This window comes from Natrinema altunense, from assembly GCF_000731985.1.
GTDB lineage: Archaea > Halobacteriota > Halobacteria > Halobacteriales > Natrialbaceae > Natrinema > Natrinema altunense.
The window spans coordinates 715,269-727,243 of the sequence record NZ_JNCS01000001.1 but is presented as its reverse complement, the minus strand read 5'-3'; the positions used below and the strand labels follow the sequence as shown (position 1 = coordinate 727,243).

Sequence of the window (11,975 nt, the reverse complement as noted above, 5' to 3'; positions counted from 1 at the left end):
GCCGGCGACGGCGTGGGCGGGCCGTCGGTCCTCCCGAACGTGGACTATGCTGGGGCCGCCTACTGTTTCACGCCGCCTTCCGTCAGCCCCTTCACGATCGGCTTCTGGAACAGCACGAACAGCAGCAGAATCGGGACCGTCGCGACCGTCGATGCGGCCATCATCTCGCCCCAGTAGTTCTGGTCGCGTTCCATGAACTGCTGGATCCCGATCGAGAGCGGCGTCACGTCGCCCCTCGCCATGACCGACGCGAACAACACCTCGTTGAACGCGACCAGGAACACGAACATCCCCGTCGCGGCGATACCCGGCGCTGCAAGGGGTAAGACGATCCGGACCAACGCCTGGAACCGGGTGCAGCCGTCGACGCGAGCCGCTTCCTCGAGCGACGCGGGGATCGTATCGAAGAAGCCTCGGAGCATCCAGATCGCGAACGGGACGGCGAACGTGGTGTAGACGAAGATGATCCCCTGATAGGTGTTGATAAGCTGGACTCCGACGGTGTCGTGGAACGTCCGGAACAGCATGAACATCGGCAACAGGATCAAGATTCCGGGGATCAGCTGCGTCCCGATGAGCGATGCGCCGACGTACCGCCGGCCCGGGAACCGGTATCGCGAGAACGCGTACCCGCCGAGACAGGCGATACAGAGCGCGATGGCAGTCGTCACGCTCGCGATGATGAGGCTGTTCATGAAGTACTCGATCAGATCGACGCGGGACCACATGTCGATGTAGTTCTGGTAGTGAAACGACGTCTCGGTGAAGCTCGGATCGCCACCGACGATCTCGAACCGGGTCCGGAAGCTGTTGAACACCATCCAGTAGATGGGGAACAGCGCCCAGATCAGGATCGTCAGTAAGAGCCCCTTGGAGGCGAGTGCGAACAGTCGGTCCTTGGTCGCTTCGGAGAGCGCCCACTCGTCGGGTGTCATTGGGTTTCCTCCTCGAAATCGCTCCGAATGAATCGCCGGTAGTAGATCGTCGCGAGCACCATCGCGACGACGAACAGTCCAACGCTCATCGCGGCCCCGCGGCCGAACGCGAACGCCCTGAACGAGAAGTTATAGATGTACACCATCGTCACCTCGACCGACGACGGTGGACTCCCGCCGAACATCACGTACGGCGTTGTAAAGTCGATCATCGTCCAGAGCAACATGAGCAGGACGACCACCCCGGAGACGGGTTTGAGCTGTGGCAACGTGACGTACCGAAACTTCCCCCAGCGGCCGGCCCCGTCGATCGCAGCGGCCTCGTAGAGTTGCTGGGGTATGGACTGGAGGCCGGCATAGAGCATGATCATCACCCAGGGGAACTGCAGCCAGACGTGTGCGATGGTCATCGACCACAGCGCCTGATCGCCGAGTAACCAGAACATGGGCTCGTCGATGAGTCCGATGGACATGAGTGCGTGATTAATGATGCCGGATTCCGAGAGGAACATCATTCGCCAGACGTTCAACGTCACGATCGCCGGTGCGATCCACGGCAGCAACAATAGCGTCCGAACGAAAAACGACCCCTTGAACTCCTGATTGAGGAGGAGCGCCGCCGTCAGCCCCAACACGTAGGTCCCGACGAGCACGCCGACCGACCAGAGCACGGTCCGCGAGATCGAGTACCAGTACCGACTCCCGATGGTCGTCGTGGGGTCCATCACGAAGGCGTAGTGCTCGAGGCCGACGAACGGTGCACTCGTCCAATCGGCGATGTAGTTCGAGTTGACTCCCATGACGCTGATCGTCGCTCCCCATACGACGGGGATGAAGTGGACGACGAACATCATCGCCAGCGCGGGAAACAGGAGTTTGTACGCGTATTGGTGCTTCTCGTCGAGTCGACCGTACAACGGGAGATACTGTCCGAGCCCCCCGTCGGTCACTCGCTCGTGTAACCGGGTGAAAGCGCTTGCCATAGTGTCTTACGTTCGTGAATCGTGATCATTCCTTCTCCCGACCTTGGGCAATCAACCCTGTTGTGCCTGGTCGACGAGATCCTGTGCGACGCCGGCAGCCTCGTCGAGGAGTTCCGCGGAGCGTCCGTCCTCCCACTCGCCCGTGACGACCTCCTCGAGCCACGTTCCGATCGTGCCGCTGAGTTCGACCTCGACTTCGCTCAGTCCGGGGATCATCGGATAATGCCGCGCGTCGGGGAGCACGTCGTCGTGGAGCGTCTGACTGAGTTCGTCGTCGAACGCGGCGTGGTTGAACGCCTCCTCGACCGTCGGCAAGAGTCCGATCCGATCGGCGAACGTCGCGTTGGCGTCCGGCCGTGAGAGCCACGAGATCCACTCGGCGGCCTCCTCCTGTTTGTCCGACCACGGCCGGATACCGAGCCCCTCCATGCCGAAGAACGTCGACCGGTCGCCGGACGGCCCGGCCGGGAGTCGGCCGATCGTAAAGTCGCTCCGATCCGCCCCAGCCTGTTCGACGAACTGATCGACGGGACTCAAATCCTGCATGATCGCACCGACGTCCTCGTTGATCAACGCCCCGTCGAACTCGTCGACTCCCCACTCGGCGATCTGGCTCGGCATGACGTCTTCCTCGAGGATGAGATCCTTCCAGAAGTTCAACGCCTCGACGCCGGCGTCCGAATCGAACAGGATCTCGTTCGTGTCCTCGTCCGCTACCCGACCGCCGTTTTGCCAGAGGAACGTGATGAACGCGCGCGGGAGTTCCCAACTGACGCCCATCATCGCATAGAGGTGTTTGTCCGGAAACTCCTCGCGGAACGCCTGCCCCTGGTCGACGAGGGCGTCCCAGTCGTCGGGCTGGCCGTCGATCCCCGCTTGCTCGATGAGCGGGTCGTACTCGAGATAGCCACGCGGTCCCCAGAACCACGGGATGCCGTGAATCTGCCCCTGATAGTCCATGATGTCGGTGACCTGATCGAAAAACGCGTTCTGATCGGGAAGCGACGCGTCCAACTCCGAGAGATCGACCCAGCCGCCGGCGTTTGCCTGTTGTGGCAGGAACGTCGACGCGATGTGGTCGACGTCCGGCCCGACGCCGGACTGAATATCGGTCACCTGTGAATCCGGCACGTCGGCCCACGTCAGGAACTCGTGTTCGACTTCGATTCCGGTCTCCGCTTCGAAGGCATCGGACTGCTCCTCGAGCCAGTCCGACTGGGGTTCCTGGCCGATATACCGTGCCCGGACCGCATCTCCGGCACCGCCGGAGCCGGTTAGCCCGTCCAGACACCCCGCGAGCCCGAGTGTCGTCGTTGCGCCAGCAGACAGCAGTAGCTTGCGTCGGGAGCGGTCGTTCATCTCATTCGTACCCGAACTAATATTCATGCCAATTGTATATATAGCTTACTGTTGTCAGTGATTGTAATGGAACCTCGTACCGACCGCACGCGGTGCCGAAACGATCGATCACGGTCCGATCGCCGGACGGAGCGTCATCTCGTCGTGCGAAACGCCGCGCAGGTCCCCCGCCTCTCGACGGCGACCAGTCGGCGCGCCTTCATCCGATTCGATGCCCGTCACGGTCGGCGGACGAGTCGAACGTTTATTACTGACCGTTCCGAACGGAACGTATGAAACTGGTCGACTACGAACTGTTCCACGTGCCGCCCCGATGGCTCTTCCTGAAACTCGAGACGGCGGACGGGTCGATCGGGTGGGGCGAACCGATCGTGGAAGGGCGAGCGAAGACCGTCCGAACCGCCGTCGACGAGATCATGGACAGCTACCTCCTCGGAACGGACCCACACCGGATCGAGGACCACTGGCAAGCGATGTATCGGGGCAGTTTCTACCGCGGTGGGCCCGTGTTGATGAGCGCCATCGCGGGCATCGATCAGGCGCTGTGGGACCTCAAGGGGCGAGCGTTCGGAGCCCCGGTATACGAACTCCTGGGCGGGCGGTCACGCGATAAAATTCGGGTCTATCAGTGGATCGGCGGCGATCGAGTCGAGGAAATCGGTGCCGAAGCCGAGCAGCTGTGCGACGTCGGCTACACCGCGTTGAAGATGGACGCGGCGAACCAGATGCGACACCTCGAGCCACCGGCCGCGGTGGACGAGGTCGTTTCGCGTGTCGAACACGTTCGTGAGACCGTCGGTCACGGCGTCGATATCGTCGTCGATTTCCGGGGGCGAATCTCCAAGTCGCTCGCGAAACGTATCGCGCCGAAACTCGAACCGTTCGGCGTCACGTTCATCGAGGAACCGGTGTTGCCGGAAAACCTCGAGTGGTTACCCACGCTCGCATCCCAGACCACGGTTCCGCTGGCGACGGGCGAGCGGCTCTACTCGCGGTGGGATTTCAAGCCGCTGTTCGAACGGGGAGGGATCGATGTCGTGCAACCGGACGTCTCCCATGCCGGCGGCATCTCCGAGATGGTCCGGATCGCGAACATGGCCGAGGCACACGACGTGGCGGTGGCCCCGAACTGTCCGCTCGGACCGATCGCGCTCGCGGCCTCGTTGCAAGTGAGCGCGACCGTTCCGAACCTTTTATTTCAGGACCACGGATTCGACATCTATCCTGCCCCGAAGAGCGCGGCCGACGACTACCTCGACGATGCCTCCGTCTTCGAGTTCACCGACGGCTATCTCGATCTGCTCGACGGCCCCGGGTTGGGTATCGAGATCGACGAGGACGCCGTCCGTGAGCGGTCCCAGCAGAACTTACACTGGCACAATCAGGTGTGGCGGCAGGCCGACGGGAGCATCACCGAGTGGTGACCCGAACCGACCGGTTTCGTTTCGCTGTCGGAAACAAACGGTGACTGCGCCGGAACCGTTGGGTTGCTCACCTCAGTAGCGCCCGCCTCTGTTTACACACATATGAATGTAATCAACACGGTGAGCCGCCGCCGTGTGAGACTCGTCCCGACGGTCAGCAGCACTCGTTTCGCACAGCGCAACGGATCGAGCACGGATCCGGTCCGCCGTCGGTCACTCGAGTCGCCGCTCACTCGAGATAGGCGCGCGTGGTTTCGTGGAACGGACGGAATCCCTCGGCGCTGTCGACGCCGGTTTGTTTCCCCAGAACGGTGTTTTCGGCGGCTACGCCGTCCACGAGGTTGTCGAACTCCGCATCGATACCGCCGTGGGACTGGAGGAACTCTACCTGTGACTCGTGTTGTCTGATCGCATCGGCCTTGACGTCCTCGTAGCCGGTGATGTCGACGTAGACCGACGGCTCGAATTCGGACGTCGGTTTCCCGAAGTAGTAGACGTTCTCCGGATCACAGGGATCGGACGGCGTCTCGACGAGGGGCAACGACGCCATGTAGTAGGCGTCGGTGACGAGTCGCGACGTGACTCGGTGATCCGGGTGCATGTCGTCCCGATAGTGCGTGAGGATGACATCCGGCGCGAACGTTCGAATCGTCTCGACGATCGAGAGTCGGTTCTCGAGGGTGTATTCGATGCGACCGTCTTCGAACCCGAGGAACTCGACCGCGGCGACACCGAGCGTCTCGCCCGACCGCCGCGCTTCTTCCTCGCGGACGGAGGCGATATCGGTCGCCGACTCGAGTCCGCCGTACTCGCCGCTGGTCAGGTGGGCGATGGTAACCGTGTCGCCCCGGTCGGCGTGTTTCGCGAGCGTCCCACCACAGAAGATGTCGGCATCGTCCGGATGCGCAACGATGGCTAATAGCTCCATGGACGTGTCGACTGACGAATGGGAGCGCCATAATAATTCCGCTCGGTCGGACTCGGGTTAAACCGAGGTTGACCGCCGCTACTGCTCGGCGGTCGTCTCGGCGGCGAGGTTCGACCGCAGTAATCGACTCGCACTGAAGAGAATCCCGGGGACGTTTTCCTCGAATCGCTTGCCCGAGAGTTCGTCGGCCCAGCCCGAGACGAAGATCGCGCCGGTCAGCGAGTCGGTCGAGAGACCGACGGCAACGCTGTTTACGCGCGAGAACTGTTCCTGTCGATCGAACGCGACCCCGCGATCGCGAATCCGCTCCAGTTCGGCGCGTAACTCGGCGTCGCCCGTAATCGTGTACTCGGTCCGCGCCGGCCGCCGATCCTCGAGCAGCGCCTCGAACTCGTCAGCCGACTGCTCGGCGAGGATCGCCTTTCCGGCGGCGCTACAGTGACGGAATCGCGTGTTGTACGCCGGGAACCCGGGCTCGGCGTGGGTCGTGGAGAGATAGACGTCGACGACCCGTCCGTCGTGCTCGATAGCGAGCCCGGCCACCTCGTTCGTCATCTCGGCGAGTTCGTCGACCGGATCGGCGGCTGCGTGGCGCAACGCCGTCAGGGAGCCGGCGCGAACCCCGTAGTCGAGGAACTGAACGGACGGCAGATAGCGCCCGTCCGAGCGGTCGACGTACCCGAGTTCGTGTAGCGTCGACAGGTGCTTGGAGACGGTGCTCTTGGTGAGCTCCGTCCGATCGGCGATAGCCGTCACACCGATCGGCTCCGGCGAGTCGGCAACGATCTCGAGGATCGTTATCGACCGAACGGTGGCGTCGATCGTGGTATCAGTCCGCATAGGTATCGGTTCGTCTCGGCTCTATATAGTCGTTTCCGTGTCCGAAACGACCGAAACGAACGTTCAACGTAAATTACTTATATGAAGTAATTGAACTAATCGAACGCGATAGATGAGTGATCAGACCGTATACGACGAGTTAGGAGTGCCACGTGTAGTCAACGCCGCCGGAACGAAAACACGGATCGGTGGCAGCCGGATCCGGCCGGAAGCCGTCGAGGCGATGGGACGAGCGGCGACCGAGTTCGTCAGGCTCTCCGATCTCCAGGCGAAAGCGAGCGAGGTGATCGCCGACGCGACGGGTGCGGAGGCCGGCTACGTTACGTGCGGTGCGGATGCTGGACTGCTTCTCGCCGCGGCTGCGGCCCTGGCGGGTGACGATCCCGGAAGGATGGACCAGTTACCGGACACCGACGGCATTCCGGACGAGATCATCATGCCACGGACGCACAGAACCGGCTACGATCACGCGTTCCGGACGGCTGGGGCGACGATCGTCGACGTCGGCACGAACGACCGCGTCCTCGGGACCGGGTCGACCGCGGTCGAGCCCTGGGAGATCGAAGCCGCCATCTCCGAGCGGACGGCGGCGATCGGCTACGTCCAGAAACCGTACACCGAACCCGCCCTCTCGACGGTCACGGAAATCGCGTCCGCACACGACGTTCCGGTTATCGTCGACGCAGCCGCGGAACTGCCGCCGACGGAGAACCTCTCGCGGTTCATCGAGGAGGGAGCGGACCTCGTGGTCTTCAGCGGTGGGAAGGCGATTCGCGGCCCACAGACGACCGGTATCGTCGCCGGCCGGAGCGATCTCATCGAATCGATCGCGCTCCAACAGCTCGACATGCACGCTGCCGAGGAGGTCTGGCAACCGCCGACATCGCTCGTCGACGGCGAGCGTCTCGACGGCGTCCCACGACAGGGGATCGGCCGGCCGCTGAAAGTCGGCAAGGAGGAACTCGTCGGTCTTCTCGTCGCCCTCGAGTCGTTCCTCGAAGCCGATCACGACGCCGCGCGGGGCCGATGGCGGCGTGAGGCGGAGCGCGTTACGGCCGCGCTCGAGTCCGTCGAAGGGATCGACTTGACGCTCGACGACGACGACGTTTCGGTCGCCCCGGAAGTCGTGGTCCACGTCGATACTACCGCGGCGGCGTGCTCCGCGACGCAACTCGTTCGAACGCTTCGGACGGAATCGCCGCGAGTGTTCGTCGGGGCGGACCGCCTCGACGAAGACGTCGTCACGATCAACCCGATGTGTCTCACGGAGGCCGAACTGGACCACGTGATCGCTCGCATCCGGTCGTCCCTGACCGCGACCCAGTAACCGTGTTCCTCGTGACCGAAACGCATATAATGGCCGTCAGACGTTATCGGAGTGGACGATGAACGAAATTGCAACCGACGACGCACCCGCAAGTATCGGCCCGTTTTCCCAGGCGATCCGCGACGGTGACCGGCTGTACGTCTCCGGACAGGGGCCGGTCGATCCCGAGTCGGGGGAGATCGTCGCCAACGACATCGAGTCACAGACGCACGCCGTCATGGAGAACCTCGAGACCGTTCTCGAGGCCGGACACAGCTCCCTCGAGAACATCGTCAAGTCGACGGTGTTCGTCACCGACATGGACGACTACGAGGCCGTCAACGCGGTGTACGAACAGTACGTAACCGAACCCTACCCCGCCCGGAGCGCCGTCGAGGTTTCGGAGTTGCCGATCGATATCGGCGTCGAAATCGAAGTGATCGCACGGGTCGACTCATGAAAGCGATCGCCGTCGAACGCGGCGATTCCCGGCCGCGTCTGATAGACAAACCACGACCCGATCCCGACCCCGGCGACGCACTGGTCCGAACGCTCAGGGTCGGGATCGACGGAACCGATTTCGAGGTCGTCGAGGGGACACACGGCGGGTTCCCCGCCGGGAGCGACCACCAGGTCCTCGGTCACGAAGCCGTCGGCGTCGTCGAAGACCCGAACGGGACCGATCTCGAGGCGGGGCAACTCGTCGTCCCAACCGTTCGCCGTCCCCCGGGCGACGCGACCGAGTACTTCCGGCGCGGGGAGCCCGATATGGCACCGCCCGACGAGTGCCTCGAGCGGGGGATCGACGGCGCGCACGGGTACATGGCCGAGTACTTCACGAGTCCGGCGGGGTTCCTGGTTCCGGTTCCCGACGCGTTCGCAACGACCGGGGTCCTGATCGAACCGATGAGCAATACCGAAAAGGCACTCGAGCACGCCTACGCATCGCGCTCGGCGTTCGAGTGGCAGCGCGACGCGGCACTCGTGCTGGGGAACGGGCCGCTCGGCCTGTTAACGCTGTCAAGATTGCAATCGGAGTTCGATCGGACGTACTGTCTTGGCCGACGCGACCGACCCGATCCGACGATCGACCTCATCGAACGATTGGGTGCGACCTACGTGGACTCGCGTGAGACTCCCGTGGCCGACGTTCCGGCGGTGTACGAGCCCATGGACCTCATCTACGAGGCAACCGGATACGCGAGACACGCCTTCGAGACGATCGATGCGCTCGATCAAAACGGCGTTGGCGTGTTGCTCGGGCTCCCGGGAGACGACGAGTTCGACGTTGCGGGCGGTCGGCTCCACCGCAAACTCGTGCTGGGGAACAGAGCGCTCGTCGGCAGCGTCAACTCCCACATCGAACACTTCGAAGCCGCCTGTGAGACGCTCTCAGCGCTCCCCGACTGGTTCGGTGACGAGCTGATTACGGACACCTTCGAACCGGCTGCGGTCGACGACGCGTTCTCGGCGGCTCCGGATCGGATCAAGACCGTCATCGAGTTCGATTCGCGCTGATCGTGACCGCTACTGACGCGGCGTCCGACGTGCCAGTGTCGACAGAACAGGAGTCCACTGCCAAGCCCACCACCCCAGCGGTGGGGAGTTGACTGCTGCCGACAACGACGAGAGCGTTGTATATACACCACCCCACGGAATTGATAAAATTCTGTACTACATTCATCAGCAGTAGTTTTGGGTATAAGTGGCAATATTATGGAGTCGGCTCACGTTTTCAATAGCATCTATTTCGAAGGATTTCAACTATTTCGACCTAAATATGCGCCCATTTATGTATATATGGATTCTTTTAACCAGTAATATCGGTTGTTCAGGTGATATTCTTCTCCTCTTTCCGTGGGAACGGTTTCGAAGTCCGTTTCAGGCCCCTGTACTTCGAGAAATGAGGGAAACTGCTGTCAGAGTGCACGGCTCACAGGTGGTGCATTGTGGCGTTAGTATTGCGTATATTAAGAACTACTATGTCAAATACCTATGTTAATATATAGGAAACTTCCGAAATCGTGCCGTCTTTCGCCTCACCCGTTTCCTCGAGCAGTGCACGCGATCGGTGTCCGGTGGGACGGGTTCGGCGCGGCGATTTTCCCACCGCCTGGTGCCGGGTATCCCGCCCGTGGGTAGATCCCGATGTGAAGTGCTGCTCTCCCGTGCTCAGTCCGGGCTTTCCCACGGCGGAACGCCGGCGATGCCCGTATCACAGACGGTGCGGGCGGGGAGGCCGTGTTCCGCCGTGAACTGGTCGAACAATTCGGAGAGTCGCACATCGTGACTCGCCAGAACCCCGCCGGGCGAGATCCGTGGCAGCGCCGTCTCGTACTCGAATCGCATATGTGGGAGTCGGTGATCCGAGTCGTGGAGGAACAGGTCGACGGGGCCGACGGTCGCGAGCAGTTCCGGCAGGACCTCGCGTGCGTCACCCAGATGGAGTTCCCACCGGTCGCGACAGCGATCCGGGATCAGGTGACCGTATTCGAACGGCCCCGGCGGACCACCGGGCAGATCCAGCGAGTGGAGCGTGCCGCCACCGTTCTCGGCCATCGCAGCGAGGATGTGCGCGTCGAACGAGCCGAACAGAATGCCGGTCTCGACGGCGGTTTCGACCTCGAGGGCGCGACAGACGACGTACAGCGTCACCCCGTCGCGCCAGTGGGTCGTGTCGGTCGCGACGCCGGCCTCGTGAATCGCGTCGACGCGATCGGCATAGCGTTCGTGGAACCACTCGAGGTCGTCGTACTCGCGTTCGTACGCCCGCAGTTCGGCGGCCGACGCCGGAAGCACCGCCGCCAGCCGGTCGGCCCGGTCTCGCGTTTCCCGGCCGTAATCGAGGCGGCGGCGCTCGAATCGCAGTTGCGCCTTTCGAACGGCGTAGATCGCGTCACGAAGCACGCCCGTCACCGGTAGCCCAGCGCCTCGAGGCGCGATTCGATGTCGTCACCGTGGTCCTCCGTCCGCTCCGTGCCGTCCGCGCCGCGCTGGCGAAGCCCCGTCGGGAGGGCGGGATCGCAGGTCCCTCGATCCCGACCCTCGCGGACCGCCCAGGGAACCCGGCGAAGGGCGGGGACCGGCGTTCCGGGGGGATGTGACCAGACGCCGAACTCGCCGATCGCGTTGCCGTGGTCGCTGGTCATCGCGACCCGCCCGTCGCAGTTCGCGAGCAGGCGCGTGAGATCGTCGAGCACCCACTCGAGGTTGTCCCGGTAGGCCGCCCAGACCGCCTCGTAGGAGAGGTCCCCGTCACGCAGTCGCAGCCAGGGATCGTTCATCGAGTCCGTCTCGTCGGCATCGTCCTCGGCGTCGGCCAACGCCTCGAGCGCCTCGCGGTCCGCGGGATCGAGGGCCTCGAGATCGAGATCATCGTCGTCGTCCCCGTCGGTGAACTGGCCCCAGTGTTCGATGTCGGCCGAGCCGAAGAACCAACCCGGCTGCGATCGGAACGGGGCGTGGGGTTGCATGTAGTGGACGACGATGCGGTCGATGCCCAGCTTCCGGCGATGTCGCCAGATCGCGATCGCGGCGTCGGTCAGCGGCTCGGGTGGGATCGTCGAGATATCGTCGTCGACCCAGCCATCGCGCCAGGCTTCGTGGAAGACGCCGAAATCGTCGGCCGTGAGCGGCAGGACGTCGTCGGAGGTGACGAGAATGTGTTCGCAGGATTGGGACGAAAAGGGGTTCCCGGTCACGTAGGCGGTGCGGGCCATCTCCTCGCGGTGTTCGGGGGCGAAGGTCCGATCCATCCACTCGGCCGATTGGGACCCGACCGACCACAGCGAACCCACCGCATCGGGGCTGGGAAGCGCCTCGTGGCCGGCGGCGGCCGCCTCGTGCATGAGATCGAGCCGGCAGCCGTCGAGCACACAACAGACGTCCCACTCGCGCTCCCAGATCGGCGTCGCGGGGACGAGCTGTGAGAGCGTGCCTCCGATGCGTCCGGTCGCGATCTTTGCGGATAACGTCGCGAGGTCCATCAGCGTCGGCTCCTGTGTGTGTATCGGGACGATTCTGTTAGTAGCTTTTGATCGGTGACCGGACTGTCAGTAGCCACGACACGATCGAGCGGCCGAGCGGCCTGTCCCCACCCGATGTCGATCGACCGAAGGCAGCAACTATGGCATAGTGTGACAAGGCTTATTATGACGGTGTTCGTAGCGTTGATCGAGGACCGACAATCCCGGTCCAGTC

The 11,975-nt window shown here is 63.1% G+C and carries 11 protein-coding genes; 4 read left to right on the top strand and 7 right to left on the bottom strand.

Annotated elements, in window-relative coordinates; genetic code table 11:
- Nucleotides 1–59: 59 nt before the first annotated feature.
- From ALTAJ2_RS03725 to ALTAJ2_RS03715, 3 genes are read right to left on the bottom strand one after another with little or no spacing between them, the layout of a single operon-like run.
- Complete coding sequence (locus tag ALTAJ2_RS03725) at nucleotides 60–935, bottom strand: carbohydrate ABC transporter permease (RefSeq protein WP_007110883.1); 876 nt, start codon at nucleotides 933–935, stop codon at nucleotides 60–62.
- A complete protein-coding gene (locus ALTAJ2_RS03720; protein ID WP_049901022.1) occupies nucleotides 932–1,918 on the bottom strand; it encodes a carbohydrate ABC transporter permease in 987 nt (328 codons plus the stop codon). Before ALTAJ2_RS03720 ends, ALTAJ2_RS03725 begins: the two co-directional genes overlap by 4 nt.
- 51 nt (nucleotides 1,919–1,969) lie before the next feature.
- Nucleotides 1,970–3,277, bottom strand: coding sequence for an ABC transporter substrate-binding protein (locus ALTAJ2_RS03715; RefSeq protein ID WP_007110881.1), 1,308 nt, complete (start codon nucleotides 3,275–3,277; stop codon nucleotides 1,970–1,972).
- 272 nt (nucleotides 3,278–3,549) lie between these two features.
- On the opposite strand from ALTAJ2_RS03715, the gene dgoD reads away from it, so the two are divergent.
- Nucleotides 3,550–4,701, top strand: a complete 1,152-nt coding sequence (gene dgoD / locus ALTAJ2_RS03710) for a galactonate dehydratase (protein ID WP_007110880.1) — start codon at nucleotides 3,550–3,552, stop codon at nucleotides 4,699–4,701.
- A 229-nt stretch (nucleotides 4,702–4,930) separates the two neighbouring features.
- Here the strand turns inward: dgoD and ALTAJ2_RS03705 are convergent, their stop codons facing one another.
- A complete protein-coding gene (locus ALTAJ2_RS03705; RefSeq protein ID WP_007110879.1) occupies nucleotides 4,931–5,629 on the bottom strand; it encodes a PIG-L deacetylase family protein in 699 nt (232 codons plus the stop codon).
- 78 nt (nucleotides 5,630–5,707) lie between these two features.
- A complete protein-coding gene (locus ALTAJ2_RS03700; RefSeq protein ID WP_007110878.1) occupies nucleotides 5,708–6,469 on the bottom strand; it encodes an IclR family transcriptional regulator in 762 nt (253 codons plus the stop codon).
- Nucleotides 6,470–6,581: 112 nt separating this feature from the next.
- On the opposite strand from ALTAJ2_RS03700, the gene ALTAJ2_RS03695 reads away from it, so the two are divergent.
- The 3 genes from ALTAJ2_RS03695 to ALTAJ2_RS03685 are packed head-to-tail and all read left to right on the top strand — an operon-like array spanning nucleotide 6,582 to nucleotide 9,293.
- Nucleotides 6,582–7,796 carry an aminotransferase class V-fold PLP-dependent enzyme gene (locus ALTAJ2_RS03695; RefSeq protein WP_007110877.1) on the top strand — a complete coding sequence of 405 codons (1,215 nt, stop codon included), beginning with the start codon at nucleotides 6,582–6,584 and terminating at the stop codon, nucleotides 7,794–7,796.
- A gap of 58 nt (nucleotides 7,797–7,854) precedes the next feature.
- Complete coding sequence (locus ALTAJ2_RS03690; protein WP_007110876.1) at nucleotides 7,855–8,235, top strand: RidA family protein; 381 nt, start codon at nucleotides 7,855–7,857, stop codon at nucleotides 8,233–8,235.
- On the top strand, nucleotides 8,232–9,293 hold the full coding sequence (locus ALTAJ2_RS03685) for a glucose 1-dehydrogenase (RefSeq protein WP_007110875.1): 1,062 nt from the start codon (nucleotides 8,232–8,234) through the stop codon (nucleotides 9,291–9,293). The genes ALTAJ2_RS03690 and ALTAJ2_RS03685 overlap by 4 nt, the downstream gene beginning before the upstream one ends.
- Nucleotides 9,294–9,947: 654 nt before the next feature.
- Here ALTAJ2_RS03685 and ALTAJ2_RS03680 read toward each other — a convergent pair.
- Together ALTAJ2_RS03680 and ALTAJ2_RS03675 are read right to left on the bottom strand one after the other, a co-directional pair.
- A complete protein-coding gene (locus ALTAJ2_RS03680; RefSeq protein WP_007110874.1) occupies nucleotides 9,948–10,691 on the bottom strand; it encodes a class I SAM-dependent methyltransferase in 744 nt (247 codons plus the stop codon).
- Nucleotides 10,688–11,761 (bottom strand): alkaline phosphatase family protein, encoded by a 1,074-nt coding sequence (locus tag ALTAJ2_RS03675; RefSeq protein ID WP_007110873.1) that lies wholly within the window; start codon nucleotides 11,759–11,761, stop codon nucleotides 10,688–10,690. Before ALTAJ2_RS03675 ends, ALTAJ2_RS03680 begins: the two co-directional genes overlap by 4 nt.
- Nucleotides 11,762–11,975 lie beyond the last annotated feature (214 nt).